Annotated in this window: 33 protein-coding genes and 1 pseudogene; 25 read left to right on the top strand and 9 right to left on the bottom strand. The window is 66.9% G+C overall.

Annotated elements, in window-relative coordinates:
• Positions 1 to 43: 43 nt before the first annotated feature.
• The 5 genes from ACF1BH_RS21405 to ACF1BH_RS21425 form a co-directional block, all read right to left on the bottom strand.
• Entirely contained in the window at positions 44 to 1,495 is a 1,452-nt protein-coding gene (locus ACF1BH_RS21405) for a phage portal protein (protein WP_391644393.1), read from the bottom strand.
• A gap of 9 nt (positions 1,496 to 1,504) precedes the next feature.
• Positions 1,505 to 2,497 (bottom strand): terminase TerL endonuclease subunit, encoded by a 993-nt coding sequence (locus tag ACF1BH_RS21410; RefSeq protein WP_391644395.1) that lies wholly within the window; start codon positions 2,495 to 2,497, stop codon positions 1,505 to 1,507.
• A 13-nt stretch (positions 2,498 to 2,510) separates the two neighbouring features.
• Positions 2,511 to 3,179 carry a hypothetical protein gene (locus ACF1BH_RS21415; protein ID WP_391644397.1) on the bottom strand — a complete coding sequence of 223 codons (669 nt, stop codon included), beginning with the start codon at positions 3,177 to 3,179 and terminating at the stop codon, positions 2,511 to 2,513.
• 17 nt (positions 3,180 to 3,196) lie between these two features.
• Complete coding sequence (locus ACF1BH_RS21420; protein ID WP_391644399.1) at positions 3,197 to 3,616, bottom strand: hypothetical protein; 420 nt, start codon at positions 3,614 to 3,616, stop codon at positions 3,197 to 3,199.
• 226 nt (positions 3,617 to 3,842) lie between these two features.
• Positions 3,843 to 4,166, bottom strand: coding sequence for an HNH endonuclease (locus ACF1BH_RS21425; protein WP_391644401.1), 324 nt, complete (start codon positions 4,164 to 4,166; stop codon positions 3,843 to 3,845).
• A 420-nt stretch (positions 4,167 to 4,586) separates the two neighbouring features.
• On the opposite strand from ACF1BH_RS21425, the gene ACF1BH_RS21430 reads away from it, so the two are divergent.
• From ACF1BH_RS21430 to ACF1BH_RS21535, 22 genes are all read left to right on the top strand, one after another.
• Positions 4,587 to 5,099, top strand: a complete 513-nt coding sequence (locus ACF1BH_RS21430; protein WP_391644403.1) for a hypothetical protein — start codon at positions 4,587 to 4,589, stop codon at positions 5,097 to 5,099.
• A gap of 213 nt (positions 5,100 to 5,312) precedes the next feature.
• On the top strand, positions 5,313 to 5,663 hold the full coding sequence (locus tag ACF1BH_RS21435) for a hypothetical protein (RefSeq protein ID WP_391644405.1): 351 nt from the start codon (positions 5,313 to 5,315) through the stop codon (positions 5,661 to 5,663).
• On the top strand, positions 5,660 to 6,448 hold the full coding sequence (locus tag ACF1BH_RS21440; RefSeq protein ID WP_391644407.1) for a RecB family exonuclease: 789 nt from the start codon (positions 5,660 to 5,662) through the stop codon (positions 6,446 to 6,448). The genes ACF1BH_RS21435 and ACF1BH_RS21440 overlap by 4 nt, the downstream gene beginning before the upstream one ends.
• Before the next feature lie 121 nt (positions 6,449 to 6,569).
• The gene (locus tag ACF1BH_RS21445; protein ID WP_391644409.1) at positions 6,570 to 7,361 is read left to right on the top strand and encodes an AAA family ATPase; all 792 of its coding nucleotides are present in this window, start codon (positions 6,570 to 6,572) and stop codon (positions 7,359 to 7,361) included.
• 45 nt (positions 7,362 to 7,406) lie between these two features.
• Positions 7,407 to 7,835 carry an endonuclease VII domain-containing protein gene (locus ACF1BH_RS21450; protein ID WP_391644411.1) on the top strand — a complete coding sequence of 143 codons (429 nt, stop codon included), beginning with the start codon at positions 7,407 to 7,409 and terminating at the stop codon, positions 7,833 to 7,835.
• Complete coding sequence (locus ACF1BH_RS21455) at positions 7,832 to 7,981, top strand: hypothetical protein (protein ID WP_391644413.1); 150 nt, start codon at positions 7,832 to 7,834, stop codon at positions 7,979 to 7,981. The genes ACF1BH_RS21450 and ACF1BH_RS21455 overlap by 4 nt, the downstream gene beginning before the upstream one ends.
• Entirely contained in the window at positions 7,950 to 8,342 is a 393-nt protein-coding gene (locus ACF1BH_RS21460; RefSeq protein WP_391644415.1) for a CHC2 zinc finger domain-containing protein, read from the top strand. Before ACF1BH_RS21455 ends, ACF1BH_RS21460 begins: the two co-directional genes overlap by 32 nt.
• A complete protein-coding gene (locus ACF1BH_RS21465; protein ID WP_391644417.1) occupies positions 8,239 to 8,823 on the top strand; it encodes a toprim domain-containing protein in 585 nt (194 codons plus the stop codon). The genes ACF1BH_RS21460 and ACF1BH_RS21465 overlap by 104 nt, the downstream gene beginning before the upstream one ends.
• Positions 8,820 to 9,014: a hypothetical protein gene (locus ACF1BH_RS21470; protein ID WP_391644419.1), complete on the top strand. Its 195-nt coding sequence runs from the start codon at positions 8,820 to 8,822 to the stop codon at positions 9,012 to 9,014. The genes ACF1BH_RS21465 and ACF1BH_RS21470 overlap by 4 nt, the downstream gene beginning before the upstream one ends.
• Positions 9,011 to 9,484 (top strand): DUF3310 domain-containing protein, encoded by a 474-nt coding sequence (locus ACF1BH_RS21475; protein WP_391644421.1) that lies wholly within the window; start codon positions 9,011 to 9,013, stop codon positions 9,482 to 9,484. The genes ACF1BH_RS21470 and ACF1BH_RS21475 overlap by 4 nt, the downstream gene beginning before the upstream one ends.
• Entirely contained in the window at positions 9,481 to 9,699 is a 219-nt protein-coding gene (locus tag ACF1BH_RS21480; RefSeq protein ID WP_391644423.1) for a hypothetical protein, read from the top strand. The genes ACF1BH_RS21475 and ACF1BH_RS21480 overlap by 4 nt, the downstream gene beginning before the upstream one ends.
• Positions 9,696 to 10,511, top strand: a complete 816-nt coding sequence (locus ACF1BH_RS21485; RefSeq protein ID WP_391644425.1) for a metallophosphoesterase — start codon at positions 9,696 to 9,698, stop codon at positions 10,509 to 10,511. The genes ACF1BH_RS21480 and ACF1BH_RS21485 overlap by 4 nt, the downstream gene beginning before the upstream one ends.
• Positions 10,508 to 11,065, top strand: coding sequence for a hypothetical protein (locus ACF1BH_RS21490; RefSeq protein ID WP_391644427.1), 558 nt, complete (start codon positions 10,508 to 10,510; stop codon positions 11,063 to 11,065). Before ACF1BH_RS21485 ends, ACF1BH_RS21490 begins: the two co-directional genes overlap by 4 nt.
• A gap of 16 nt (positions 11,066 to 11,081) precedes the next feature.
• Entirely contained in the window at positions 11,082 to 13,124 is a 2,043-nt protein-coding gene (gene nrdJ / locus ACF1BH_RS21495) for a ribonucleoside-triphosphate reductase, adenosylcobalamin-dependent (RefSeq protein ID WP_391644429.1), read from the top strand.
• A gap of 175 nt (positions 13,125 to 13,299) precedes the next feature.
• The gene (locus tag ACF1BH_RS21500; protein WP_391644431.1) at positions 13,300 to 13,710 is read left to right on the top strand and encodes a hypothetical protein; all 411 of its coding nucleotides are present in this window, start codon (positions 13,300 to 13,302) and stop codon (positions 13,708 to 13,710) included.
• A gap of 108 nt (positions 13,711 to 13,818) precedes the next feature.
• Positions 13,819 to 14,487 (top strand): FAD-dependent thymidylate synthase, encoded by a 669-nt coding sequence (gene thyX, locus ACF1BH_RS21505; RefSeq protein WP_391644573.1) that lies wholly within the window; start codon positions 13,819 to 13,821, stop codon positions 14,485 to 14,487.
• The gene (locus tag ACF1BH_RS21510) at positions 14,484 to 14,678 is read left to right on the top strand and encodes a hypothetical protein (RefSeq protein ID WP_391644433.1); all 195 of its coding nucleotides are present in this window, start codon (positions 14,484 to 14,486) and stop codon (positions 14,676 to 14,678) included. The genes thyX and ACF1BH_RS21510 overlap by 4 nt, the downstream gene beginning before the upstream one ends.
• A complete protein-coding gene (locus tag ACF1BH_RS21515; protein WP_391644435.1) occupies positions 14,671 to 14,889 on the top strand; it encodes a hypothetical protein in 219 nt (72 codons plus the stop codon). The genes ACF1BH_RS21510 and ACF1BH_RS21515 overlap by 8 nt, the downstream gene beginning before the upstream one ends.
• 35 nt (positions 14,890 to 14,924) lie before the next feature.
• A complete protein-coding gene (locus ACF1BH_RS21520) occupies positions 14,925 to 16,763 on the top strand; it encodes a DNA polymerase (RefSeq protein WP_391644437.1) in 1,839 nt (612 codons plus the stop codon).
• Between the two features lie 35 nt (positions 16,764 to 16,798).
• Entirely contained in the window at positions 16,799 to 17,038 is a 240-nt protein-coding gene (locus ACF1BH_RS21525) for a hypothetical protein (protein ID WP_391644439.1), read from the top strand.
• A 5-nt stretch (positions 17,039 to 17,043) separates the two neighbouring features.
• Positions 17,044 to 17,436 carry a deoxycytidylate deaminase gene (locus tag ACF1BH_RS21530; RefSeq protein ID WP_391644575.1) on the top strand — a complete coding sequence of 131 codons (393 nt, stop codon included), beginning with the start codon at positions 17,044 to 17,046 and terminating at the stop codon, positions 17,434 to 17,436.
• Between the two features lie 69 nt (positions 17,437 to 17,505).
• Positions 17,506 to 17,640: a hypothetical protein gene (locus tag ACF1BH_RS21535; protein WP_391644441.1), complete on the top strand. Its 135-nt coding sequence runs from the start codon at positions 17,506 to 17,508 to the stop codon at positions 17,638 to 17,640.
• On the opposite strand, the gene ACF1BH_RS21540 is transcribed toward ACF1BH_RS21535, so the two are convergent.
• Positions 17,618 to 19,255 carry a recombinase family protein gene (locus ACF1BH_RS21540; protein ID WP_391644443.1) on the bottom strand — a complete coding sequence of 546 codons (1,638 nt, stop codon included), beginning with the start codon at positions 19,253 to 19,255 and terminating at the stop codon, positions 17,618 to 17,620. The two genes, ACF1BH_RS21535 and ACF1BH_RS21540, sit on opposite strands and share 23 nt — an antisense overlap.
• A gap of 57 nt (positions 19,256 to 19,312) precedes the next feature.
• Here ACF1BH_RS21540 and ACF1BH_RS21545 point away from each other — a divergent pair.
• Positions 19,313 to 19,789, top strand: a pseudogene (locus ACF1BH_RS21545) (CBS domain-containing protein); the annotation flags it as partial.
• Between the two features lie 307 nt (positions 19,790 to 20,096).
• Here the strand turns inward: ACF1BH_RS21545 and ACF1BH_RS21550 are convergent.
• A complete protein-coding gene (locus ACF1BH_RS21550; protein ID WP_391644445.1) occupies positions 20,097 to 21,515 on the bottom strand; it encodes a purine-cytosine permease family protein in 1,419 nt (472 codons plus the stop codon).
• 304 nt (positions 21,516 to 21,819) lie between these two features.
• Between ACF1BH_RS21550 and ACF1BH_RS21555 the strand changes: the two genes are divergently transcribed.
• On the top strand, positions 21,820 to 22,866 hold the full coding sequence (locus tag ACF1BH_RS21555) for a MurR/RpiR family transcriptional regulator (RefSeq protein ID WP_391644447.1): 1,047 nt from the start codon (positions 21,820 to 21,822) through the stop codon (positions 22,864 to 22,866).
• A gap of 271 nt (positions 22,867 to 23,137) precedes the next feature.
• Positions 23,138 to 23,734 carry a hypothetical protein gene (locus ACF1BH_RS21560; RefSeq protein ID WP_391644449.1) on the top strand — a complete coding sequence of 199 codons (597 nt, stop codon included), beginning with the start codon at positions 23,138 to 23,140 and terminating at the stop codon, positions 23,732 to 23,734.
• A gap of 139 nt (positions 23,735 to 23,873) precedes the next feature.
• Here ACF1BH_RS21560 and ACF1BH_RS21565 read toward each other — a convergent pair whose 3' ends face one another.
• Together ACF1BH_RS21565 and ACF1BH_RS21570 are read right to left on the bottom strand one after the other, a co-directional pair.
• On the bottom strand, positions 23,874 to 25,235 hold the full coding sequence (locus ACF1BH_RS21565) for a diaminopimelate decarboxylase (RefSeq protein ID WP_391644451.1): 1,362 nt from the start codon (positions 25,233 to 25,235) through the stop codon (positions 23,874 to 23,876).
• A gap of 65 nt (positions 25,236 to 25,300) precedes the next feature.
• Positions 25,301 to 26,263, bottom strand: a complete 963-nt coding sequence (locus ACF1BH_RS21570; protein ID WP_391644453.1) for an ABC transporter permease — start codon at positions 26,261 to 26,263, stop codon at positions 25,301 to 25,303.
• Positions 26,264 to 26,362 lie beyond the last annotated feature (99 nt).

The raw sequence follows: 26,362 nt of genomic DNA on the forward strand, positions 1-26,362 counted from the left end.
ACTTCAATCCATTCCGGATGGGACACGCCATTACGGCGGTCGATTAATTTATTTCGCTGAGCTTCCGGTTCGCGTTTCCGGAATTCCCTTGCGGGGTCTTCGCGGCCATGCGCGCCGCCTTCCCGTCGCTCGGTGCGTCCGCACCAGGCTGCTCCGGCTGCGGACCAAGCTTCTGGACTTCTGCCGCCGCTCGGGCGTCATCCTTCCGCATTTCACGGAAAGCACTGATTTGTGAAGGCGTGTAACCGGCGTCGCTCCACAGCTGCTCCTCGGGGACATTGAGCTGCTTGAGTTTCAGGAGCGCATCAATGTGCTGTGCCTCTGTCCGGTATTCCGGATCTCGCCACACGGTCTCCATGGTGAAATCCGTAGCGCGCTTGTCGAGCTTCACCGCAAAGCACAGCCGAATTACCTTCTCCCATGCCTCACCGAAGTGCAGCATTCGCTCACGCACCTTGGCGACCAGACCCGCTTCCGCGCTGATGATGGCCTCACCGGAAGGCGCGGTCCCGCCGTTCACCAGGAAATAGTGGCTCGGGGTCCGGGATATGGAACTCATGTGCTGAAGGAGTAGGCCCACCAGGTCGCAATAGTTACTGAGGCTGGCGGCTTCAAACTGCCCGAACTTCGCCTGCGGGTCCTCGGCCTGAAGGAGCTTGTCCACGGCTATCTTGAATGGCTCGACCGGGTTCCCCTGGTCGTCCTCAATGATTTCGAGGCCGGTGACATAGCGCTGGGGGAATGCCGCGAACTCGGATGCGGTAAGCGCGTCGGTGACGGTTTTGTTGATCGCGTCCTGGATCGGTATGACGTTCGCGAGATCCGAGTAAGGATCGCCGGAAAGGCGGGACCGGTTGTGGAAAGGGACGACGGGAACGACACCCAAGTGATTCGGGCTTTTGTCGCCGTTCTCCCACTCGGTCTCGCCGCGCTTGGTCTCGTAGACGTAGTCCTCGGTCCACAGCGTGACCCACTGCCGGCCCCAGTCGTCGGTGAAGAACCGCGCTGCGGCCTCCAGCTCGGTCCTGCTGCCGGGCTTGTACTGGACGACCATGTTCTCGGCGGACACCGGCTGGATCGACGGCTCACCGTCCTTGTCGGCCCAGACAAGCACGTACGCCCGACCCTGCACCATGGCGTCGATGTGCACGGCGTTCGAGAGCACGTCCATGCTGGAGCGCTGCCAGAACTCCCAGGCATCCGTGTCGGTACCCTTCACGCCCCGCAGGCGGAAGGCGTCCACCGTCATGCGCTCGGTTGCCGAGTCGATGATCAACCCGCAGAAGTTGTCCCGCCACGCATCGAAGACTTCGCGGAACTCTGCCTTGAACCGGGCCTGAGAAAAGGCCAGCCGTTGGTGCTCGCCCTCGTAGTACTGCGCATACCGGAACATGTCCGGGAGTTGGTCCATCAGCTTGCCATGCAGATAGGCCAGCCAATCGGCGGGTGTTTCCGGGGGGCCTACGGCGGTATAGCCGTTGGGGGGAACTATCATGGGGCCTCGCTAAAAGCCGACCACGCGCCCTCTCCGCGCATTGAGTCGACCGTCAGCGATAGCATCAGCCCTGGCCTCAAAGGCGAGAATGGCGCACACGGCCAGGTCGATTTTTCTCTTGGAACGGGGAGAGTCTTTAGTTATCAGGAGACCTTGGGGGACTTCCCTTGTTACTGCGTTCAGCATGTGACGGGTTAGATCCGTGTTCCCGTCATGCTTGATGTCGCCTACTGCGACGGCAGAATGGAGCCTTTCAGTGGCCTGGCACATCCTCATAGGCTTGTTGGTCCAGTACTCGAAGACGTAATCGTCTCCGTAGGTGATGGACCAACGCCCAATGGCTTCCTGCCAGTACGGTGGATCTCCGTAGAACCACGCGACCTTGTACGTCTCGAAGGCACGTTTCACTGCGGCCTCGACCGCGAGGACATCGACTTCCCATTCGGGCTGCTTCGGGTCGCGGGGGTTCTCCCACAGGCCCAGGAGGAAGAGCTTGCCGTCCCGGAGGCGGCAGCCAACGAGCCCTGTGGCGTCTCCGCGGAGGGAGCCGTCGAAGCCGATGGATATCTGGTCGCCCGGCTTGATCGGATCGCCCTCGTCCAGGCAGGCGTCCCACGCGGCCTTGGCTAGCCAACCGTCCGCGTTCTCCTGGATGTTGTTCAAGTAGAAGCGGTAGGCGATGGCCGCGCTGGTGCGCGGGTCCATGACCGCTTCTACGATGCCGTCGACATCGACCCAATGGGAGTCGCCGTAGGCGTCGATGACAGCGGCCCGGACGGCCTCCTCGTCCTTGAGGTCGACGTCCCGCTGCGCCTCGCGGCAGTCGTACAGGATGCGCTTGGCACCGAACTCGATGGCGGCCTCGTAGGTCCGCTGGGCGATGCTGCCCTCGTTCGGGTTGAACGCGTTGGTGGTCTCCAGCAGGCGACTGCCGGCACCGGCTGTCTTCTGGACGTTACGGTCCAGGGTCTCCCAGACGTAGGTGCCCTGGTTGCTATCCACCCAGTGGTGGACCTCATCGCAAACAACAAATCGGCATGGGCCGGCCCCGGCAGAAACTTCTCTGCCGGGGCCGGGCAAAGGTGGGCCTCGCCCCCTCAAGGCCCCGACTGCTGGAGGTGACCGGCTCGATGCGCCCGGGGCGGCCGTCCTTGAACTGGATGATGCCCTTGCCGATGTCGAGCCGGAACTCGCGCTCGGCCGGACTCTCGGCCAGCATGCCGCGGATCATGTCCCTGGTGTTGGCGGTCTGATCCAGGGACGTCGCGGCGATCTGCACAAGCGGCAGCGGGACCCGCTTGGCGATGGGGTGCTTCTCCGGACCGGAGTGCGGCTTCTTGCCGGCACCGCCGCCGCAGGTGTAGCAGGGCTCGCCCTGCTGCGCCCAGTGGGAAAAGCGAGCAGGGCCGATGAACTCGATGATCGCGATGGCCGCCAACAAGGGGGTCTTCCCCCATCCCTTGGCGCGGCGCAGGGCCGCCGTGCGGTAGACCCACCGGCCGTTGTCATCGATCGCGTAGAGCCACACCAGGAAGCGCAACTGCTCGGGGCTGAAGCTCCACGGGCGGCCGGCGTGCTCGCCGTCAGGCTGGACGATGTATCGCTCAGCCCAGCGCATGATCTCGTAGCCAAGACTTCGGGAACGGGCGGGGATGCTGGTCGGCAAGTTTCCCGTCAGCGGCATCGCTCACCCGCCTTTCGCTATTCTGAGAGCATCTTGAAAAGTTCCTCGTCGAGGTCCACGGCAGCCTCCTGGGAAAACTGAGCTGCTTCTCGTTCAGACTGCTGCTCGAAGCTCATTCGGAGCCTGGCCCGGTCCTCGACCGTCCCGCCCCACTTCGCGGTCCTCATGCGGATCTCGGAGGCGTGCTTCATGTCGCCCTGGTAGAAGGCGTCCACCAGCCGAGTGGTGATCTCCAGCTCGGCCCAGTCGGTCTCCGACCAGCCGGAGGTCTGCGGGGCGCACGCCCACGTCTTCCAGAACCTCTTCGCGCCGGCCGTCGTGATCCCAAGCGCCTTCGGGAGGGCCCGGCCTTCCCTGGCGGTGTCGGTGAGCTTCTGCGCGTGCTCGTGCGTGTTGCGCCGTACGGCGTTGTCCTTCGGGCGGGGGCCGCGAGTCACAGCCTCACCGCGCTCGGATCGATGCCGTACAGGTCGGCCAGCTCCTCCAGCTCGGCGCGGGCGGCCTGCCTCCAGTTCTGCCGAGCTGCCGCCCTGGGGGGCTGCACGCGGGCCACTGGGGCACTCCAGGTGCACGGGCAGTCCTCGCAGCGGCCGTTGCAGTCGGCGGACATGGGGGCCTCCCGATTGAATTAATTAGCCCCCACCGCAGGAGCGGGGCTGGGGATCACGTTCTGTCGTGGTGGTAGGTCTTCCTGCGGTGGCAGGGGCGGCACAGCGCCCAGAGGTTGTCCAGCTCCCACGAGCCACCACGGGCCACAGGGACGATGTGATCGACTTCCAGCTCCGTCCGAGAGCTGCACATCTGGCAGGCGAACCGGTCCCGGGCGAGGACGCGGGCCCTTCGGCTGTTCCAGTCGCCGGGGCGGTTCCTGTTCCGGGCAGAGGGGCGGTTCCAGCCCCGACGCAGCTGGTGTTCCTTGCACCGGCCGTCGCGGACGGTCTTGGAGGTGCAGCCGTCTCTCAGACAGATGGATGCGGCTCTGGGCACGGTGCACCTCCAAGCACGACGGAGGCCCCGGCCGGTTGCTGGTCTGGCGGCCGGGGCCATGGTCCCTGCTTGGCCCGCTCCCCGGATTGGTGATCGACGGGGGGTCAACAAGCAGAGAGATTCTGAGGAGACGAACGGGGGAAAACGGTACCGGTTGCTCCAGGCACCCACTTCGTTGAAATCTTAATGAAGCTTTCATTTTGGAAGTGAATAGATCAAGTGTTCGAACTCCCTTTGGTCGTTCTCTACTATGTATGTAGGTGCAAGTAGGAGAGAGTCTTACGGTGCGGCATCTAAGTGAGGGGCAGGTCACACAAGGTGTGAGTAAGTAGGTAAAAAGTTGACAGTCGGAAACCCCTGGGGGTACCGTGTCAGTCAGTCGGATTGAGGGTATTCACCGAAAAAGGGGGCGCACGCTCCATGGCGAAGCTGCCAGAGAATAGCGTTCTGAAGAAGTTGATTCTTAAGGGTTTCTCGGATGACGAGATTGCCGCTACTTACGAAGTCTCGCGCCAAGCTGTGTGTGACCGGAGAATCCTGCTGGGTATCCGCAGGAAGGCCGAGCTGACCACCTATGTCGGCAGCCTCATCCCCTGGAGCGTGAAGACCCTCCAATACGGCAAGGGGACGCACCACACCGCGCACGCGCTTGAGAGTCTGAAGCTGTTCCTGCGCTCCCGACTGGACGATGAGTCGCTGTCGCAGAGGCAGAAGGACAATGTCGCCCGGTTCAACCGCAGGCTCCTCAAGTACCCCAGCCTGGTGCTCGACTACGACAGGGAGTCGGAGAAGGGCTTCAAGTGGGTGGATCGGCAGCCTGCGGACGGTGGCTCGATCATCCGGTGGCCGGCAGAGGTCGAGACACCTTCCGCCGAGGTCTTGGACCTGTTCAAGATGCCAGACCCAAGTGAGAGCGACGGAAGTTCTTCATGATCCAAAATCACACACCTGAAGATCACTACCGCGACTGACGGGCCCCTTGCGTGAGAGGGGCCCATTTTTACATCCAGCGGAGTAGTCTGCGCCCTTGGTTGTCATACCTGAGGTGGATGCCCTGTGAACTACCTCACCAGGTAATTCGCAGTTGCACGTCGGAAACCGGTCTAAGCTCGAAATGGAGCAACACCGCTAGTCCGGAGGGGGAGCATGAACCTGTCCGTCAGTGGGACCCAAGTCCCCACTGCCCGTAACGCAGATCTGATTGAGGCCATCCAGCGACTTGGGGGTTGCGAGCCTCTGACGGTCAAGCAGATAACGGGAAACGGAATTATCGTCGCGCGGCAGCGCGGGACAGGTGTTGGCGATTTCTGGTACGTCGTCATATCGGATGTCATGACCGAGGATGACTGGGGAGAACTCGATGATCTCAGCGCCGAGTTGAAAGCCCCCTGGAATCGAAGAATCCTGGAAGCTGAAATGTGCAGCCGCCCAAACCGACTGCTGCCCGGATCCACCTATAGCATTCTTTACACCGTTCACCCGGAGGCTCATTCGTGAGTGACCTTGCAACAATGCCCCGATCTGTTTCCCAGGTCGAGCAGTACGAGAAGTGCGCTTGGCGGTACTACCTTCAGCGGGTCGAGAAGGTGACCCCCCGCCCCGCGGCCTGGTCGCACCATGGCACGGCATTCCATGCTGCGGCTGAAGACTACGAGAACTCGGCCCGGACCATGGAGGCCGAGGAAGTCGTCCAGTGCTTCAGTGACAGGTACTCCGCCCTGGTGAACGCGTCCTTGGACCAGGAGCCGGACACGGACCGCTGGCTGGCGGCCGGCGTGTCCGGCGGTGAGGACATTGAGAGGCGCTATGCCCTCGGCCAGGAGCAGACGGCGCGGTACGTGGAATGGTCGCAGGGGGCCGGCCCTGTCATCTGGACCGTCCCCGCGAACAAGCTCGCCCTGGAGCTGGCCTTCTCCGTCGAGATCGGCGGGGTGAAGGTGCGAGGCTTCATCGACCAGCTCACCGTCGAGCCGGACGACTCGTTGCGCGTGCGCGACCTGAAGACCGGTACGACCAAGAGCAAGTTCCAGTTGGAGGCGTACAAGGTGGCCGTTGAGAAGATCTACGACGTGCCGGTGAATCGAGGGGACTGGTACCTCGCGAAGAGTGGCGGCCTGTCTCGCACAGTCAAGCTCGACAAGGTCACCGAGGCCGAAGTGGGAGCCCGGTTCGCCGCCACGGACGAAGGCGTGAAGCGAGGAGACTTCCCCGCCAAGCCCGGCTTCTCCTGCCGCTTCTGCGACGTATCCCACGCCTGCTCTTTCCGCTCAAAAACTTGCTAGACGGAAGATTGTGGTAAAGTGGAACTGAAGGACGGGCCCGCTCGGCGGGCTATTTTTCAGTCGAGAAACTTGCTAGTCGGAAAGAGGTAGGGTCGTCTACTCGCTAGCGCAGTCCGCACGAATGAAGGGTTCGGCGGGAGAGCCGATACCCCACCCGTTCCGCGGACTCTCGAAGCTCGAAGTCGAGTTCCGTCGAGGGGAACTGTCGATCGTGGCGGCAGCGGCCGGTACCGGGAAGAGCCTCCTCGCCTCCAATCTGGCCGTGCAGAGCAACGTGCCGACCCTCTATTGGAGCGCGGACAGCAATGCCGCCACCCAGCTCACCAGGGCAACCGCCATCCTCACCGGGGATGACATTCGGGATATCAAGAAGGCCCTGCGGGAAGACCGGTTCGATGCCTACGAACAGGCCGTCAGTCGGCGGTGGTGGCTCCGCTTCAACTACTCGGCGCGGCCCACGCCGGCCGACATGGAACGGGACCTGGAGAGCTACCGCGAAGTCTTCGGGATCTACCCGCACCTGGCCGTCGCCGACAACCTCTCCGATCTCGACGGAGGGGACGTAAAAGACGCCGAGAGCTACACGTTCGGCCTGGAAGGCATGTGTGAATACCTGAACGAAATGGCTCGGGAAACCAAATCCCATGTCATGGCGATGCATCACGTCGTCGGGGAATATGCAGACGGCCTCAAGCCCATCCCGCAGTCCGGCCTCAAGGGGAAGGTCTCGCGCGTCCCGAGCCTCATCCTGACGATCCATAAAGAGATCGACGGCATGGACAGCCGGACTCTGAACGTCAGCCCCGTGAAGAACCGCGAGGGATTTGAAGACTCGTCAGGCGAGACCTTCGCCTCACTCGACTTCGACCGAAGGACCATGCGACTTACCGACATGGAAGCTGAGTTCGGGTGATTTCATTTACCCACAAACTTGCTAGTCGAGAGTGGCGGTCGGTCTGTGGCTGAGCCCCGCAAGGGCTACCGGAAGTGCGCGAAGTGCCAGAAGAACCGGCAGGAGCGGTTCTTCACCCCGCGCGGCAAGGTCTGTTCCACCTGCCGCACGGCCACTCGCCGGGCCTCGGCCCGCAATGCCCGCTTGCAGGCCACCTACGGCCTGACCGCCGAGGAGTACCAGCTGCTCTTCGACCACCAGGGCGGCCGATGCGCCATCTGCCGGGAGACCCGGACCAAGAACCTGGCGGTCGATCACTGCCACAAGACCGAAGCCATCCGCGGCCTGCTCTGTCAGCGCTGCAACGGCCACCTGCTCGCCCGAGGGGCGAGGGACAGACCGGACGTACTGCGCCGCGCAGCGGACTACCTGGAGCACTACCCGGCCTGGGAAGTCCTGGGCCCCCGATTCACCCATGACAGGGATCCACAGTGAACGATGAGAAGACGACGGCCATCTCCACCGCCCGCGAGTGGCGCGGCAATCACAAGACATGGGTGGACTCCCATCGCCGCTACGAATTCCCCGTCAAGGTACGGAAGGTCGGCGATGTGTCCCACGCCGAAGCCTCCAATCGCTGAACTCTTCGCAGAGTTCTACCCCGAGGTGCACATACCGAAGGCCGGCCAGTGGCGAAAGATCTGCTGCCCGGTCCACCGGGAGAGCAACCCGAGCGCCAGCGTCAACCTTGAGCTGAACCGCTGGAAATGCTTCGTGTGCTGCCTCTCGGAAGACTCCTACGACGTAATCATGAGAGAGAGGGAGATTGGCTTCCGCCAAGCTCAAGAATGGGCCAGTAGCCGATTCGGTTCCCTCGGCGAGGGACTACTTCTCGCAGATGAGTGGAAGCCCCGCCGAGGAATACATCAGGCGCCGAGGTTTGGGATCCGTAGCCGAGAAGTTCGGCCTGGGATTCGCCGGTTCGGCGAGAACCGGGCATGAACGGATGGGCGGCCGGCTCGCGATCCCCTACCTCCGCCCGGCCGGCGGCGAGTACGCCGTGGCGACTCTGCGGTTCCGGTGCATCGAGGACCACGACTGCAAGTCCCATGGCGGCAACAAGTACAAGTCCCTCCCCGCAGACCCGCCCCGCCTGTTCAACACCCAGGCCCTCATCGTGCCGTCGCCGTACGTGGCGATATGCGAAGGCGAGATCGACGCCATGACCCTCGAAGCCGCGGGAGTCCCCGCTGTGGGCATCCCCGGCGTGGGGGCCTGGCGGGACCACTGGGACCCGGCGTTCGCCGGATACGAGGTCGTGTACGTCGTTGCCGACGGGGACGAGCCGGGAGTCAAGTTCGCGGACACGCTGGCCGAACGACTCACCAACGCGAAGGTGATCCTCCTCGGCGACAACCACGACTCCAATTCATTCATGCAGGAATACGGGCCCGATGCCCTGAGAGGAAAGCTCGGACTTTGAACAGCAAGTGGAAGCCCGGCACCCGTGTACGGGTCAAGTCGGAAGTCGAGGACTGCGGGGACATGCTCGGCACCGTCGAGGAGGTCAGCTACGCCTCCTGGAGCCAGGAAACCTCGATCCTGCTGGACGAGGACGCGTACCAACTGGGCGCGCATTTTCATGATGACGAGCTGGAAGAGGTGACGGGATGACCGCGAACTTCAAGGCCGGGGACCGGGTGGTCATCGGTGAGGCCGGCGGCTACGAGCCCCAGGCCGTGGCCAATGCCCTCTACCGGGGTCGCCAGGGCACCGTCACCAACGTCATCACCGAGGACGGCTACCCCTACCCCTACGAGGTCACCTTCGACAACGGTGGCCCGCTCGGCTTCGCGGAGACCGAGCTGACCCCCGTTCGGCCGGAGGGGCAGGGCGTGGTCGAGCCCCGGCTTCCTGCTGCCCCTGAACTTGCTAGTCGGACCGTCGTCAGCCCTGAGCACTACACCAGCCACCCGTCCGGCATCGAGTGCATCGAGATTACCCAGCACATGAACTTCCCACTCGGGAACGCCATGAAATACATCTGGCGCGCTGGACTCAAGCACCCCGACGCCATCACGGATCTGGAAAAAGCAAAGCAGTACATCGAAATCGAGATCGAGCGCATTCGGGAGTTCGCGTGAAGCAGTTCCACATGACCGTCACCTGCGACGGTGGCCAGATCATCCCGGACGAGCTGGACTTCACCTTCGAGGTGGCCGCTTCCCTGGACGAGGTTTCCCGACCGCTCTACGAGAGCGCTGCGGAGAACGGGATCTACGACGACACCACCCCCGGTCTCACCCGGTTCATTCCGGCCCACCGGATCTACTTCATCGAGATCGAGGAGACTGCGTGAAGCGAATAGTCGTTATCAGTGACACACAGCTTCCGTACGAAGACCGGCGGGCCCTGCGGAACGTCATCACCTTCGTGGGCGACTACCAGCCCGACGAGGTGATCCAGATCGGCGACCTCGTGGACTACCCAGCCCCGTCCCGGTGGACGGCCGGCACCCGGGCCGAGTTCGAAGGCGGCGTCCTGGCGGACTCCGACTACGCCAAGCGGAACTTCCTGGAGCCCCTTCGAGCCGTCTACGACGGGCCCGTGAACGTCCTGGAGGGCAACCACGACGAGAGGCCGCGGAAGTACCTGACCAAGAACGCCCCGGCCCTGGCCGAGTCGAACGCCTTCGACTTCGAAGTGCTGCTCGACTTCGACGGGTTCGGAGTCAGGAAGGTCGAGCCGTACTACCGCTTCGCACCGGGATGGGTCGCCATCCACGGGCACGAGTCGCCGGGCCTGAACGGCATCGCCGGCCGCACGGCCGCGGCCAAGGCCAAGAAGGCCGGCACGTCGCTCGTCATGGGTCACACCCACCGCCTCGCGATCTCCCCGGAGTCCACCGGCTACGGCGGGAAGCTCCGCACCATCTACGGGTTCGAGTGCGGGCACCTGATGGACGTGCGCAAGGCCAGCTACCTCAAGGGCGGGCCCGCGAACTGGCAGAAGGGCTTTGGCCTGTTCTACGTCGGCCAGTACGGCGCCACCCCGCACGCCATCCCGGTCGAGGACGACGGCTCCTTCGTCGTGGAGGGCGAGTGGTTCGGAGAGATCAAGCGAGGAAAGGGCGGCCGGTTCGCCTCGAAGGAAGGGGCCGCAGCAGCATGAGCACCACCGTGGAACTGGACTGGGCGTATCTCTCCAAGCTCGCGGACAAGGTGGCGGGCAGCATCGCGTCCAGTTGGGCGATCGTCGAGAAGGACGACGTCAAGCAGGAAATCCTCAAGCACGCATACGAGTTCCGCTCGACGGTCGAGGAGTACTACGCGCACGAGGACTTCCTGTGGAAGCTCTTCAAGAAGGCCGGCGTGCAGTACGCCTCCCGCGAGCGCGACTACCGCGACCTCATGGACGACCGGTACTACTACACCCCCGACGAGGCCAAGCGTGCGCTGGCGACCTTCCTTTACACCGACGAGGAGCTGGCCGAACTCCTGGGGCGCCGTGACGACCTGCTTCGGTGCGATGTCACCGACGCCTTGCTGTCGGCCCGCATGGACGCGCAGAGCGCCCTGAAGCGCTTGTCCCAGCGGCAGCAGGCCCTACTCCTGCGCCGTTACGTCTACGGCCTGCCCATCGAGACCAACGCCGACGAGGTGGCGCTCTCGCGGGCGGTCGTAGCTCTGGCCCGGCAGATGAACCGGGTTCTCCGTACCAAGTAACCGAAGGAAAAAGCATTTGACTGACTTCACCACCGAGACCGCCGAGACCGTCTACCAGCGGACCTACAGCCGCACCAAGCCGGACGGCACCCAGGAAGAGTGGGCCGAGACCGTTGAGCGCGTCGTGGACGGCAACCTCGCCCTGGTCCCCGAGCGCTACATCGAGAAGGGCGAGCGCGAGGCCCTGATCAACCTCATCAGCTCCTTCGCCATGCTGCCCGCCGGCCGCCACATCAAGAGCAGCGGCGTGAACCCGTTCGCGCTCAACAACTGCTGGGCCGCCGGCTGGACCCCGGACGATCCCGCCGAGCACTTCACCTTCACCCTCCTCCGCCTGGCGGAGGGCGGGGGAGTCGGAGCGAACTACAGCTCCCGGTTCTTCAAGGACTTCCCCGAGATCAAGATCCCCGTCGTCGTCCACATCGTCTGCGACCCGGCCCACCAGGACCACGACGACCTCAAGGCCGCGGGACTCCTCTCCGAGGACTACTCCCACGACTGGGCCGGGGCCTACCCGGTCGAGGACAGCCGTGAGGGCTGGGCCGAAGCACTGGGCGACCTGATCCGCACCTCACACAACGGCGACACTCGCCATGTTCAGCGCGTCTACGACGTCTCCCGCGTCCGACCCAAGGGAGCCCCGCTGCGCAACTTCGGCGGGACCGCCTCCGGCCCGGCCCCGTTCGCCGAGATGCTGATCAACGTCGGCGAGATCCTGGCCGCCAAGGTCAGCCTGTCGAGCGTCCTGACCCCGGTCTCCTACGTACCCGGCCGCCTTGACGGCCTGGACGCTATGGAGATCGATCACGAGATCGCCCGCTGCATCGTCAGCGGCGGCGTCCGCCGCTCCGCCCGCATGAGCATCATGCGCTGGGACGACCCCCTCATTAATGAATTCATCGACGTCAAGGCGCACGGAGGCCACTGGACGACCAACATCTCCGTGGAGGTGGACGAGCACTTCCTCAAGCAGCTCGGGAAGTTCGACGGCTCCTCCTGGCCGGTGCTCATGCGGATCGCCAAGGGGATGCTCCGCAACGGCGAGCCGGGCCTGTGGAACAGCTCGCTCACGGCCATGGGAGAGGTGGACGGCACCTACACCACGAACCCCTGCGGTGAGGCGACCTTGACCCCCTGGGAGCCGTGCAACCTCGGCTCAATCAACCTGGGCCGGTTCGTCAATGAGCTGGGCATCGTGGACAAGAAGGCGCTCCACCGGGCCCACCGCTTCATGACCCGGTACCTGGTCCGAGCCACCTTCGCCGAGGTGGCCGACCAGAAGTCCGCGGAGGCCATCCGTAAGTACCGCCGCATCGGCGTCGGACACCTCGGCTTCGCGGACTACCTGGCCACGCAGGGCATCCTCTACTCGGAGGCCGCCGAGACCCCGAGCGTCCGCAAGGACCTGGCGGCCATGGCAAAGGTCGTGGAGAAGGCGGCCCTGGAGTACGCCAACGAGCTGCGCATCCCCGTACCGATCAAGACCCGGGTGATCGCGCCGACCGGCACCATCTCCAAGCTGGCCGGCGCGAGCGGTGAAGGCATCCACGCCCCCTTCGCGGACTTCTTCGTCCGCCGGATCCGCTTCTCGGCGCTGGAGCCGACCGAGGCCGCGAAGATCGAGGAGTACAAGCAGGCCGGCTACCACGTAGAGCCGTGCGCGTACGCGGCGAACACCATGGTCGTGGCCATCCCGACGAAGGACCCGCTGGTCGATCGGGTCATGGACCCCTCGTACGTCCAGCACGCGGGCATGTTGTCGATCGAAGACATGCTGTCCGTGCAGGCCCTCTACCAGGAGTTCTGGGCCGACCAGGCCGTGTCCTACACGGTCAACGTGGACCCGGCGAAGTACGAGCCGCTGGAGCTGGCGCAGATGCTCAAGCGGTGGCTGCCGCACCTGAAGGGCACGACGGTCTTCCCAGAGATGTCGTTCGAGCAGCCGCCGTACGAGCGGGTCTCGAAGGATGAGTACGAGCGCCAGGTGGCAGACCTCGGCATCGAGTCGTCCGACACTTCCTACGACGAGATATGTGCATCAGGAGCTTGCCCCGTGTGAAATAGGGCACCACTTCAAAACTTGCTAGTCGTAAAAATGCTGCGCATACTGAAAGTGCAGGAAAGGAATGCGAATGAGCTACCCGGACCCCTTCGAGGATAAGTCCCCGTGGGAATCGGAGGCCCCGCGGCCCTCCAGTGAGACCCTCAATACCCCGAGCAAGGTGGATATGCCTATGACTGACGGCAATAAGGTTCGCGTGACCCTCAAGGGTGGCACCGGCTATGACGCCCCCTGGATCACCATCGACGGTGTGAACGTCGCAGACGCCCTCGCCCAGCTCGATGAGAAGGAGCTGATCAAGGGGCTCATCGACGCCGCAGCGAAGGCCGGCAGGTACTTCGCTTCCACCGGCAAGCCTCCGGCTGCCGGTTCCGGCCCGAAGAAGTTCGAGGGCGGTCGAGTCGTCTCGGCCGGCGCGGGCGGCGGTGACCCGCAGGGCGACGTCACCTGCGTCCATGGTGACCGTGTGCACCGCACCGGCGCCACCTGGGAGGCGATGTTCTGCCCCGCGCGAGAGAAGTCGGAGCAGTGTCCTCCGGCCTGGAAGGACAAGAAGACCGGGAAGTTCGCGGTGAAGGGCTAACTCTGTCCTTTTCGTGACCTGAAACTTGCTAGTCGGAAATGGGGGGTCGGTGAACCCGGCCCCCCGCCCTCCCGAAGGAGTGCAGTGGACATCGAGTTCCGTTCCCGCATGACCGTCGAACTGATCGACTCCATGGGCGACGATCACAGCATCGCCCGCGCGGCCCGCGTCTCGTCAGGCACCACCGGAACCCCGGAGCGGAACCGCGGCCTGATCAACATGCTGATGCGCGACCGGCACGGCAGCCCCTTTGAGGCCGTCGTTCTCCAACTCCGCGTCGAGTGCCCCATTTTCGTGGCCCGCGAATTCCTCCGGCACCGCATGGCCTCCTATAACGAGGTCTCCGGCCGCTACCAGGAGATGCAGCCAGTCTTCTACGCCCCCGACGAGCACCGCCCCCTACGTCAGACCGGAAAGCCCGGCGCCTACCACTTCGAGGCCGGCACTCCCGAGCAGCACAGCCTGACGAGCACCGCGCACAAGTCCGCCGCCGGATGGTCGTGGGAGCACTACCGCTGGCTGCTGAAGGAAGGCGTGGCACGCGAAGTCGCCCGCAACGTCCTGCCGCTGAACCTCTACACCTCGTTCTACGTGACCCTCAACCTCCGGTCGCTCCTGAACTTCCTCTCGCTGCGATGGGCACACCCGGACAGCACCGTCCCGACCTTCCCCCTCGCCGAGATCGAAGACGTGGCCATGCAGATCGACCAGTTCGCGCGAACAGTGGCACCAGACGCCATGGCCGCCTTCGACAAGAACGGCCGGATCGCCCCGTGAACGATTACGAAAACTTCGAAGTCATCGGCATGGAAAACGGCGGAGTCGATGTCGTCTGCCTGGACTGCGAAGAGTGGGCCGGCGGGGGTGGCTGCTCCTGCTGCAAAGACCAGGAAGTCCGGATCTCGGACCTGATCAGGGCGGCAGACGCCCACACCTGTCCCCCCGAAGTGGAGCGCGGCAATGAATGAATTCGAGCGCAACTACTCCTTCGTCCACGTCGAAGCCGACGCGCATCCCAGCCTCTCCTTCGAAGGGGCCCCCACCGTGACCATCGACGCGGCATTCGTCGTCAGCGGATACCGGGGCTGGAACTCCTGGCAAATCAGTCTGGACGCCGCGAAGCTGCTGCGGAATTCACTGGACGCCGCTATCGCGTCCCACGAGCCCTCGGAGGAGTAGAGCCTGACCCGCCACAACTCGAAAGCGGGGAATCGGTGAAGACCATCGGCTACGTCCTCAAGGGGACGCCGATCACCATCAACATCGCCGAGACCACCGACGACCTCACCCCGTTCCGCACCTTCGTGACCAACAACCCCGTGCTCGGCTTCGACACCGAGACAACCGGACTCGACTGGTGGGCAAACGGCTTCCGCTGCCGCCTCGCACAATTCGGGAACGCAACCGAGTCGTGGGTGCTCCCGGTAGAACTGGGGCCAGATTTCACGCAGGCCGCACGCTGGGCCCTGGAGCAGGCGGAACGCCTGATCGCCCACAACGGCACCTACGACGTGCACGTAGCCGAGGCTCGAATAGGGCCGACCATTGAGGAGTTGGCGCCCAAACTCCTCGACACAAAGTACCTGGCACACCTCGTGGATCCCCGCGCCGTCAAGGAAGGCGGGCCCGGTCTCAAGCTCGAAGAGCTTCTGAAGTACTACGTGGACCAGCGGGCCGCGGAAGAGGTCAAAGGCTCCATGACCTCCCTGGCGAAGAAGTACAAGGTCAAGAAGGAAGAGATATGGCCCGTGGTCGAACTCTTCGACCCGGACTTCCTCCTCTACGCGGGCATGGACCCGGTCTGGGCCTTCCGGCTCTTCCACATCCTGTGGCCCAAGGTGCCGACGAGGTCCCGCAAGGCCGGCCTGGTGAGCTGGGAACACCGCCTCGGCTACGTCACCTCGAAGATGGAACGCACGGGCTACCTGCTCCACGAGCGGTACGCCCAGGAGCGGACGAAGGAGCTGCTGGCAGACCAGCGACGCTGGGAAGTAGAGGCAGCGAAGTACGGCGTCGAGAACGTCAACAGCAATCAGCAACTCATCACCGCGTTCACCGGGTTCGGCATTCGCCTCACCAAACGGACGAAGCCGAGCAAGAACCATCCGCAGGGGCAATTCGCGATGGACGACGACGTGTTGTCGTCCCTCAAGCATCCCTTGGCCGATGCGGTGACCAAGGCCAAGAAGGCAGGGAAGTGGAGGAAGACATGGTTCGAGCGGGCCCTTAACGGCCAGGACGCCAACGGCCGGGTGCACGGAAGCATCAATAGCTGCCAGGCCAGGACGGCCCGGATGTCGATCACCGGGGCCATCCCCGCCCAGACCTTCCCCGCAGGGGACGGCTACGTACGCGGAATGTTCCTCGCTGACGAAGGTGAGGTCAGCGTCAGCATCGACTACGGAAACATGGAACTCCGGGTCATGGCTGCGGCCTCCGGAGACCCAGTCATGCTGGAAGCGTTCCGGAACGGTGACGACCTCCACAACTTGACCGCCATCGCGGCCTTCGGCCCCATGCCGGAAGGTGCGGAGAAGCACCCCATGAGGAAAGCGGGCAAGGGCACGAACTTCACGGTGTGTTTCGGCGGCGGCTGGAAAGCCGTCTCCGAACAGTGGGGCATCGCCCCCGCAGATGCCAAGAAGGCCGTGAAGGCGTTCTGGGAAACCTACACGGGAGTCAAGCGATTCTCCGAGAAGCTGCAACGCGAGGCGCGGCGTACCGGATACGTCTACACCGCCACCGGCCGGCGCCTCCCCGTGGACCGCGACCGGGCATACGCCGCCCTGAATTACTACATCCAAAGCAGCGCTCGCGACATCACGGCTCGGGCCCTCATAGAGCTGGATCGAGCTGACTTCACGCAATGGATGCGGCTACCGATTCACGACGAGATCGTATTCAGCTTCCCGCGCGAGCGGGCTGCCGAGCTGACCGAACAGGCGGCCCGAATCATGGAGATGACCTTCAAGGGTCTCCTCATCCCCGCGGACGGGGAGATCGGCGAGCAGAGCTGGGGCAGCGTGCTTGAGCTGGAGAACTCCAAGCACTGACGGCCGGAATGACGCCTTACCTACGAGGAGCATGAATGAATGAAGAAAATGGTCTGAACGAGATGATGGAGAACCTGGAGGCCGAGTTCAACGCGGCCCGGCTGGAGAAGCGCGGCTCGTTCGCGGTCGCAGCCGCACGGATCACCGGCCTCGTCTACCTCGAAGCGATCCAGGCCGGCGTCCCTCACGTCCTCGCCCAGGAGATGGCCCAGGACTACTGGGGCAACGAAGTCGGCGGGCCGACGTACGTCATCGCCGACGCGGACGACGAGTGAGCGCGGTGGACAGGCCCGGATGGGATGAGTACTTCCTCGGCATTGCAGAAGCGGTTGCGGTCCGCGGTGACTGCCTACGTGCGCGTGTGGGGGCCGTCCTGGTTCGCCCAGATCGGCGAATCGCGGCTACGGGGTACAACGGTGCCCCTCCGGGGGGACCGTCGTGCCTTGGTGGCGGGTGCCTTCGCTGTCGCTCCGACGCTCCCACGGGAACCGGTTACGGAGCCTGCATCGAGACGCACGCGGAGGCTAACTGTCTCCTGTACGCGGACTGGGCGGACTGCCAGGGTTCGACGCTCTACATCACCCGGGCCCCCTGCCGGGACTGCTCGAAGCTGATCGGCTCCGCCGGTATCAGCCGGGTCATCTGGCCCCAGGGCAGCATTCTCCTGCCCTGAAACTTGCTAGTCGTAAATTGGGCCCCCGAGGGAACTCGGGGGCCCTGCCGGTGCCGGGAGGCGTCACGCATGAAGTTCATCAGCAAGGAAGAGTGGGTCACCCGCGAACTGGCCAAGATCCCCGCCTGGACCGAGGAGACCGACCGCGAACTTCGCCAGATCCTCGGCCTCGCAGACCCGGCTACGACCGGGGAACGACCCTGAGCAGATCCGGATCGAACGGAGCGCTACGCGACCGCCCCTTCGGGATCGGCGAGACGATCACCGCATGAATGATGCGGCCGATGGCCGCGCGCTTCTGCGTCAGATCCATGTCCTTCCACTTCGACCGGTCCCACCCAGAGAAAGCATTCTTCGCCGCCTGCTCATCCAGGAAGTCCCGCCGGTCCGCTTCCAGGCCGGCGATCTTCTCATCCAGCCCCGGAAGCAGCCGGTAGAACGAGTCGTCCGACACGGCGCCCTCGGCCCACTTGGTTTCGAGGGTGCTTCGTCGTGCCTGGACATCGGCGAGCATGGCCGCCCCGGCCCACTCCACCTTCTTGGGCTGCGTCATCTTGTACCGGGCTTCAAGGGCGCGCACGATCAGCTCCTCCAGGAACTCGTCCACGGGTGCCATCTGACGAGAGGTCCCAGCGCAGTCGAGCCTCGCGCACACGTAGACGCAGTTGTCGGGCTTCGCCTTTGTCGGGCGCGGATTGCCCCCCATCTTGGAGTTGCAGATCTTGGACGGGTCGTCCTTGCGCGGGGCGCCGCAGCGCAGGAAGCCTGAGAACAGGTACTTCCGCGTCCGCGACTCCGGGGAGCCCGGCACTGCGAGGCCGGGGCTCGTCTTCCGGAGGCCACCCGCCTGGGCCCCCCGGCGAACGGAGAGCTGCCGCAGAGCCTCCGACTCCTCGACCGTGCAGATCGTCTCCCACTTGCCCATGACGGGGTTCCCGCTCTTGTCGAGCACCAACTTGCCACCCACGGCTCGTTGACCGCACAGCACCGGGTTGATCAAGAGCTGCCGCACCGTAGCCCCTGACCACGGCTTCCCGCTCGCCCCGACGATCCCGAACTCGTTGAGGTCCCGAGCGATCGAGTTCCACGCTCGACCCTCCAGGGCCTTGTCGATCATGTGGCGCAGGATGATCGACTCCTCGGGGTGGAGCTTCATGTTCATCCCGCGGCCTTCGCGCACATCCTGGGCGAGCCACCCGAACCGGCGCCGGCCGCCAGGCGAGGTCCCGTCCTGGGCCCTGCGGCGCAGGTTGCGCTCGGTCCGCTCCTTGGTCTTGGTGACCTCGCCCTCGGACACGCCAGAGTTGACCAGGCCCAGGATGTTCCCGCCGACGCTCGCTAGGTCATAGGGCTTCCGCCGCTCTATGAAGAGCCCGTCGCCCTTGACGATCACCGCCCGCCGGAACTTGATGTAGTCCTCCGGGAGGCGCCATACCCGCTCGTGCTCGACCGAGATCACCGCGCACACCGGGTAACCCTCGGAGGTCTTCCGATAGTGCAGCGAGCGGGTCATGTCGATGAAGCTCGGCCTCACCACCTCCGGGTCGGCGGCGGTGATGTTGTTGTCCTCGAAGAACTTGACGATCGCGATGCCGTGCTCGACGGCCGTCTCCGCGTTCTCCTCGTGCTGGTGCCGGACGCCGGTGCCGACCTCCCTCGTCTTCGCCCGCGTCGAGGAGCGGAGGGCATGGTCGCCGCTGATCCGGGAGTAGTCCACGCCCGGTATTCGGCCATCCAGCCACTCTTCGAAGGTGTGTCCCTCCTTCAGGGCGCTCACCAGCTCCGGGTTGAGGAAGCTGCGCGAGGAACCGGCCACCATGCCCTCCGATAAAGTTGCTAGTCGGAACTTGCTAGTCGGAAACTATACACATGTTGGCGGATTGACTCAGACGAGTGGATGGCCGACTACGGCTTCCTGGAGGAGGGCGGCGCCGCCGCCGTCGGCGAGGTGCTGGCCCACAAGGAGGGCGCGCTGCCGTCGCTGGTGCACATGCACCCGGAGGAGACCGTCGGCCAGGCGATCGAGGTGCTGCGCGAGTACGGCGTCTCCCAGATGCCGATCGTCAAGCCGGGCGCCGGACACCCGGACGTGATGGCCGCCGAGGTCGTCGGCTCCGTCGTCGAGCGGGAGCTGCTCGACGCGCTCTTCGCCCAGCGCGCCTCGCTGTCGGACCCGCTGGAGAAGCACATGTCGGCGCCGCTGCCGCAGGTCGGCTCCGGCGAACCGGTCGCCGACCTGATGGCCGTCCTGGAGGGCGCGGACGCCGCCATCGTCCTGGTCGAGGGCAAGCCGAAGGGCGTCGTCAGCCGGCAGGACCTGCTGGCGTACCTGGCGCGCGAAGCGGGGAAGTGACGGCCCTTCCGGTGTGAGGCGGGGCGGCCGGCGGGGGCCCGGCCGTCCCGGCGCGCGGCACCCGCCGCCCCGCCGCGCAAGATGTGCACATGTGTCATGTGGACGCAGCACGCGCTTAACACGGGTCCGGCAGATTGTCGGTCACGGCGATCGGAACTCCGGAGCGGCTCCCGGACCTCCAGCTTCGCCGGGACGCCGCCTCCGGTCCTGGCCCGGAACGCGTCCCCCGCGGGGACCGCCGTCGTCCCGACCCCGGCCACGGCCGGGGTGCGGCGGTCCCCGCTCCTCTTCCCTGGGTGCGGTGGGCTCAGCGGGGCGTGGCCGGTTCGGGCCCCTCGGCGACGGCCGCGGCCGGCTCCGGCGGCACCAGCCGCCCCGTGTCACGCCGGGCGAAGATCCCGTACAGCACGGCCGGTACCAGCAGGCCGACGATCCAGGAGACATCGGCGCCCCCGAGCGGGCCGACCAGCGGGCCGGTGTAGAACGCGGTGGCCAGGAACGGCAGTTGGGCCAGGACGCCGACCGCGTAGACCGAGAGCGCCGTGCCGTTCCAGGCGCCGTAGCGGCCGCGCGGGTCGGTGAGCGCGGGGATGTCGTACCGCTCCTTGGAGATCAGGTAGTAGTCGACGAGGTTGATCGCCGACCACGGTGTGAAGAACGTCAGCAGGAACAGCAGGAAGTCCTTGAACGCGGTGAGGAAGGAATCCTTCCCCAGCAGCGCGACGACGGTGCCCGCCACCATGATCCCGGCGATGTACGCGATCCGGGCGCGCGGCGACAGGGTTCGCCGGCCGCGGAAGCCGCTGACGCCGGTCACCAGCGACATGAAGCCACCGTAGGTGTTGAGGATGTTGATGGTGAGCTTGCCGAGCGCGATGACGAGGTAGAGCAGCGAGGCGATCAGCCCGGTGCCACCGAGGCCCACGACGTACGTCACCTCGTGGCCGACGAAGGCGGCGGGCGCGGCCGCGGCGGCCAGCGCGCCGAACGTCATCGACCACTGCGAGCCGAGCACCGAGCCGGACAGCGTCCACCAGAACGTCGCCCGGGTCGAGGTGTGGCGCGGCAGATAGCGCGAGTAGTCGGCGACGTACGGGCCGAACGCCAGCTGCCAGGAGGCCGACAGGGAGACGGCGAGCAGGAAGACGGGCAGCCCGAAACCGTGCGGATGCAGCAGCGCGCCGAGGTCGGCCTGGTGGAGGAGGCGGGCGCCGAGGTAGACGAAGGCGAGCGCGCACACCAGCCCGGCGACCTTGCCGAGGAGGTGGATCAGGCGGTAGCCGACGGCCGTGGCGACACCTGTGACCAGCGCGAACACGATGATTCCGGTGGTGTCGCCGAGATGCGTCAGCTCACCGACCGCCTGTCCGGCCAGCACCGTGCCGCTGGCGAAGAAGCCGATGTACATCACGATGACCAGCAGCAGCGGGACGATGGCGCCGCGCACCCCGAACTGGGCCCGCGAGGTGATCATCTGCGGTAGTCCGAGCCGGGGGCCCTGCGCGGAGTGCAGCGCCATCACGGCGCCGCCGAGCAGATTGCCGACCAGCAGTCCGGCCAGCGCCCAGAAGGGCGTCGCGCCGAAGACGACGGCCAGCGCCCCGGTGACCACCGCGGTGATCTGCAGGTTGGCGCCCAGCCAGAGCGTGAACTGGTTGAACGCGCTGCCGTGCCGCTCCTCGTCCGGGACGACATCGATCGAGCGTTTTTCCACCACACCGGCCATGGACACCACCTCCTTGGGGGACTCCTGTATGAATTCATTCAGAATTAGGGTGGAGTGAATGGAAGGTCAATAGGTGGGAGTGGGGCATCTGTGCCGGACGGGGTGGAAGGGAGCCCGGTTCGGTGAGGTCTGGTCCGGTGCGGTCCGATTCGGGCGCCCGGCCGGCGCCGGCCCCCGGGCGGGCGTACGGCGGGGGTGTCAGGGCGGGCTTGCGGCGGGATCGGAGGTGCGTCGCGGGGCCGGAGTTTCCGTAGAGTCGATCGGTAGACGACATGGCCCCCGACCGGGCCGGGAGGAAGAGGCGATGAGCGGGGACGGGGACGGGCACGACGGCGGCGGTGCGGCCGGCGCCACGGGTGTGACGGGTGCGATGCGGACGACGGGCACGACGGGCACGACGCGTACGGGGGAGGCCGGTCTGGCCGGGGCCTCGGCGGAGGGTGGTGCGGCGGCCGGTGCGGTCGAGGTGCCGGCAGACGGTGGTGCGGCGGCCGGGGCCCCGGTGGCCGGTGCGGCCGGTGGCGATGCGGCGGCCGCCCGGTTGCAGCGGCTCTTCGAGGGGCGGCGGCTGACGCCCACCCAGCGGCGGATCGCCCACTGCATGGTGCGCCGCGCCGCCGACGCGCCGTTCCTCTCCAGCGTCGAACTCGCCGAACTCGCCGGGGTCAGCCAGCCCTCCGTGACCCGCTTCGCGGTCGCCCTCGGCTTCGACGGCTACCCGGCGCTCCGCCGCCATTTGCGCGACACCGCCCCGACCTCCCCGGACGCCACCGCCGTGGCCAACGAGTACCAGCAGGCGGTCCAGGCGGAGATCGACAACCTCCGCCATCTCGCCGCCGTCCTCGCCGACCCGGAACCGGTCGTCCGGGCGGGCCGGCTCTTCGCCGCCTCCCGCCCGCTGCCCGTCCTCGGCCTGCGCGCGGCCACCGCCCAGGCCGCCGGGTTCGTCTACTTCGCCCGCAAGGTCCACCCCGACGTCCGCCTCCTCGACGAGGGCGGCTCGCTCCTCGCCGACCGCATCGACGCCGCCGTACGCGCCGGGGCGAGCGCCCTGCTCTGCTTCGCGCTGCCGCGTCATCCGCGCGAGGTCGTCGAGGCGCTGGAGTACGCGCGCGCCGTCGGGCTCACCGTCGTCACCGTCGCCGACAGCGCTTTCGCCCCCGTCGCCCACCACACCGACCTGCTGCTGCCCGCCCCCGTCGGCACCGGCCTGACCTTCGACACGGTCTGCGCCCCGATGCTCCTGGGCCGCGTCCTGTTGGAGGCGATGTGCGACGCCCTGCCCGGGGCCCAAGCCAGCCTGGAGGAGTTCGACGCGAAGGCGGCGGCACGGGGGCTGTTCGTGGAGTGAGGCCCCGGGGACGGGTGCCTCGGGGGACCTCTGGTCTGGGCCCGGGCCTGCGGTTCCGGGCCGGTCCGTCGTGGCCGTTCGCCGTCTCTCGCCGCCCGTCCTCCGCCGCCCGCCTCCTGTCTCCCGTCTCAGGGAATCCTCATCCGGACTTACTACGATCCGCGGCCGGTACGGGGGTGTCGGTGCAGACGTGACGGTACGGGCGTGCCGGCACGCGGATGAGGCCGCGCCGGGCCGTCCGTGCGGCGTGGTCGAGGTGAGGAGGTCCGGTGTGGGGCGTGGGGCTTATGGGCTGGCGCGGGTGGCGGTGATCGTCCGGGCGCCGGCCGGGTGGCTGTGGTGGTCCGGACTGCTCGCGGCCGGAATCGGGGCGCTGCCGCCGGGGCTGACCGGGCGGCGGATCGGGGTGCTCGCCGGGATCGCGGGCGGCCTGATCGTCGCGTTCGCGGTGTACGCCGCGCGCCGCCGCCGCTGGAACGCCCTGCTGGGAGCCGCGGAACGGGCCGACCGTGCCGTCGTCCTCCAGGACCGGGCGGTCACCCTCCGCGCCTGGCGCCGGGCCCACCGCCGATGGCTGCTGCTCGCCTTCCCGGCCGCCGTCGCCTCGTCGTTCGCCCTGCCGGCGGCCGGTGGTCTGCTGCTGGCGGGCGCCGCACTCGGACTGTGGGCCAAGGCCCTGTGGCTCGGCCGCTGGGAACGGGAGCACGACGCCCTGCTCTGGGTCCGTACCGAAGCGGCGGTACGCGGTGGCGCCGCGGGGCGCACCGTCCCCGGCCACCGGACCACCGGCCTGGCCGCGGGCGACGCCGCCCCGGGCGGCGCCCGCACCCCGCGCCGCCGTACGGGCTCGGGGACGCCGCGGCGGTAGCGCGGCGGGCGGGACGGGCGGGACGCCTGCGGGCGGCCGGTCCCGGGTGGCCGCGCCGGCTCGCGCCGCCGTGGCCTGGCCCGGTGGCTCGCGCCATACGTGCCCGCAGCGCCTCGGCCGACCGCCCGAGCCCCTCAGCTCACCGCAGCGTGCGCAACCCCTCCCCGTGTGCCCCGCCGCTCTCCGCCGTCAGCTCCTCCAGGGTCTGCGGCGTACGGACGGTCGCGAAGCGGACCTCGCCCGACGGGTCCGCCGTGTAGCCGTACACCCCGGGCCGGGGCAGGGAGTTGTAGGCGAAGTGGGTGGAGAAGTAGTAGGCGCCGGTGTCCAGGAGCGCGGTGTGGTCGCCGGACTCCAGGAGGGGCAGCGGGCGGTTCTCGGCGACCAGATCGCCTGCGAAGCAGCACGGCCCGGCGATGTCCTGGGCGACCGCCGGCCCCTCCTTGGGGAGCCCCCGCGCGTCGTACGCGGCGACCCGCAGCGGCCAGGCGTCCGGCACGAACACCGTCCGGGTGGCGACCTGCGCCCCCGCGTGGGTGACCGCGATCGGCCGCCCGCCCGCCGACTTCGCGTACTCCACCCGCGCCACGACGGTGCCGTGCTTGGCCAGCAGTGACCGGCCGAACTCGGTCACCAGCCCGTACCGCCCCCGGAACAGCCCCGGCACCCGCTCCCGCAGCAGTTCCACATACTCCCGGTACGTGGGCGTGACCCGGTCGGACGTGAAGTTCACCGGCAGCCCGCCGCCGATGTCGAGGGTGTCGACCTGCGTCCGCCCCACCCGCGCGTTGATCTCCTCGGCGAGGTCGAACAGCGCCCGGACCCCGTCGGCCATCAGCGGCAACGCCATGCCCTGCGAACCGACATGGCCGTGCAGCCGGGTCAGCCACGGGCGGTCCTGGTAGGCCCACACCACCCACTCGCGGGCCCCCTCGTCCCGCAGCGCCACCCCGAACTTGGAGGTGTCCGTGGCGGTGCTCATCGCGCCGATGCTGCCGCCGCCGAGCTGCGGATTGACCCGCAGCCCCAGTGGCGCGCCGGTCGGTGCCGACGACACCAGCGCGTCGACCCGGGCCAGCTCCTCCGGATTGTCGATGTTGACCGCGATGCCGAGCGCCAGGGCCTCCCGCAGCTCGGCGGGGGTCTTGGCGGGGGAGTCCAGCACCGTGCGCCGCACCGGGACGCGCGCCGCGCGGGCCAGCGCCAACTCCCCGGGGCTGGCCACCTCGCAGCCCAGCCCCTCGTCGGTGAGCAGCCGCAGCACCGGCACCAGCGACGCCGCCTTCACCGCGAACGCGTGCAGCACGGGGACCCCGGCATCGGTGAACTCGGCGAACGCGGAACGGAGTTCGGCCGCCGAGCGCCGCACCCCCGCGACATCCAGCAGCCCGGCGACGGGTGCGGCGGGGCTCACGAGCCCCTGCTCGACGGCTGCCCGTACGGCACGGTCCCGGTCCGTGAGGCCCGGAACGGTCGGAGAACCAGTGGTGAGGCCAGTCATGTCGTCACTCCATCATCGCTCTGCCGTGCGACGCCACAGGTGTCCAGGGACCGGTCACCGAGCTGTTACGCCACCCCGGCGCCGCTCAGCTCCGCCTTCCGCCGCCGTGCGGACAGCCGCGACCCGGACTCCCGCCGGGTGGCCCGCCGCAGCAGCGGTACGGCCAGCAGGAACCCGAGAACCGCCCACGCCGCCAGCACCAGCGCGACCCACGGCAGCTCCCAGGACCCGGCGGGCTTCGCCGCCCGCGCCGCGTCCGGCAGCAGCGCCGACCGTATGCCCTGCGCCATCCACCGCAGCGGGAAACAGGACGCCACCCGCTGGACCGCCTCGGGCAGCGCGCTCAGCGGAAACATCGCCCCCGACGTCACCAGCAGCGCCATCACCGGCAGCGTCAGCAGCGCCAGCGCCTCCCGCGGGTTGGGGAGGACGGCGCCGATGGCGGCGCCCAGCGGTATGACGGCGAGCAGGCCCAGCGTGGTCACCCACAGCAGCGTCAGCCAGTCGCCCGGCCCGTGCGGCAGCGGCCCGTCCACCAGCAACGCACCCGCCCCGAGCAGCACCACCAGCGTGCCCACGGCCACCGCGACCATCAGCAGCGACTTGGCCAGCAGATAGGCCGGTATGCCGCCCGGCGTGGCCCGCAGCCGCAGCAGCGTGCCCTCCTCGCGCTCGGTCACCATCATCTGCGGCAGGTTGATCAGCCCCACCTGGAAGAGCAGATACGCGGCGAACCCGGCGAGGGTGAGATGCCCCATCGGGGTCCGGGTGCCGGGGACGGTGCCGCTCAGCGTCCCCGCGATCACCAGCGCGACCACGACGTTGAGCAGATGCCCGCCCATCTCCTTACGGCTGCGCAGCAGATGCCGTATCTCGATGACACCTCGCGCCCATCCGGCGCGCCGGATCCGCCCTCGCGCACCGGCATCCCCCGGGCCGGTCCCCCGAACCCCGCCCGGAGCACAGCCGACCGCTCCCGCCGCAGCCGTCTCCGCGCCTGCTTCTGTGTCCGCCCCTGTAGCTGTCATGGCGTCATTCCCCCCGTGCTGTTCCTCGTCGTCCGTGTCTGCGGCCGTGCCTGTGGCCGTGTCTGCGTCTGTGGCCGTGTCCGTGCGCGCGTCTGTGCG

The sequence above is a fragment of the Streptomyces sp. NPDC014733 genome, assembly GCF_043083385.1.
Lineage (GTDB): Bacteria > Actinomycetota > Actinomycetes > Streptomycetales > Streptomycetaceae > Streptomyces.

Excerpts from the sequence above, each read along its gene's own strand:
- ACF1BH_RS21405 (WP_391644393.1), bottom strand. The coding sequence starts at position 1,495 with ATGATAGTTCCCCCCAACGGCTATACCGCCGTAGGCCCCCCGGAAACA.
- ACF1BH_RS21415 (WP_391644397.1), bottom strand. The coding sequence starts at position 3,179 with ATGCCGCTGACGGGAAACTTGCCGACCAGCATCCCCGCCCGTTCCCGA.
- ACF1BH_RS21430 (WP_391644403.1), top strand. The coding sequence starts at position 4,587 with ATGGCGAAGCTGCCAGAGAATAGCGTTCTGAAGAAGTTGATTCTTAAG.
- ACF1BH_RS21435 (WP_391644405.1), top strand. The coding sequence starts at position 5,313 with ATGAACCTGTCCGTCAGTGGGACCCAAGTCCCCACTGCCCGTAACGCA.
- ACF1BH_RS21445 (WP_391644409.1), top strand. The coding sequence starts at position 6,570 with ATGAAGGGTTCGGCGGGAGAGCCGATACCCCACCCGTTCCGCGGACTC.
- ACF1BH_RS21460 (WP_391644415.1), top strand. The coding sequence starts at position 7,950 with ATGTGTCCCACGCCGAAGCCTCCAATCGCTGAACTCTTCGCAGAGTTC.
- ACF1BH_RS21465 (WP_391644417.1), top strand. The coding sequence starts at position 8,239 with ATGAGTGGAAGCCCCGCCGAGGAATACATCAGGCGCCGAGGTTTGGGA.
- ACF1BH_RS21475 (WP_391644421.1), top strand. The coding sequence starts at position 9,011 with ATGACCGCGAACTTCAAGGCCGGGGACCGGGTGGTCATCGGTGAGGCC.
- ACF1BH_RS21490 (WP_391644427.1), top strand. The coding sequence starts at position 10,508 with ATGAGCACCACCGTGGAACTGGACTGGGCGTATCTCTCCAAGCTCGCG.
- ACF1BH_RS21500 (WP_391644431.1), top strand. The coding sequence starts at position 13,300 with ATGACTGACGGCAATAAGGTTCGCGTGACCCTCAAGGGTGGCACCGGC.
- thyX (WP_391644573.1), top strand. The coding sequence starts at position 13,819 with ATGACCGTCGAACTGATCGACTCCATGGGCGACGATCACAGCATCGCC.
- ACF1BH_RS21515 (WP_391644435.1), top strand. The coding sequence starts at position 14,671 with ATGAATGAATTCGAGCGCAACTACTCCTTCGTCCACGTCGAAGCCGAC.
- ACF1BH_RS21525 (WP_391644439.1), top strand. The coding sequence starts at position 16,799 with ATGAATGAAGAAAATGGTCTGAACGAGATGATGGAGAACCTGGAGGCC.
- ACF1BH_RS21535 (WP_391644441.1), top strand. The coding sequence starts at position 17,506 with ATGAAGTTCATCAGCAAGGAAGAGTGGGTCACCCGCGAACTGGCCAAG.
- ACF1BH_RS21540 (WP_391644443.1), bottom strand. The coding sequence starts at position 19,255 with ATGGTGGCCGGTTCCTCGCGCAGCTTCCTCAACCCGGAGCTGGTGAGC.
- ACF1BH_RS21550 (WP_391644445.1), bottom strand. The coding sequence starts at position 21,515 with ATGGCCGGTGTGGTGGAAAAACGCTCGATCGATGTCGTCCCGGACGAG.
- ACF1BH_RS21555 (WP_391644447.1), top strand. The coding sequence starts at position 21,820 with ATGAGCGGGGACGGGGACGGGCACGACGGCGGCGGTGCGGCCGGCGCC.
- ACF1BH_RS21565 (WP_391644451.1), bottom strand. The coding sequence starts at position 25,235 with ATGACTGGCCTCACCACTGGTTCTCCGACCGTTCCGGGCCTCACGGAC.
- ACF1BH_RS21570 (WP_391644453.1), bottom strand. The coding sequence starts at position 26,263 with ATGACAGCTACAGGGGCGGACACAGAAGCAGGCGCGGAGACGGCTGCG.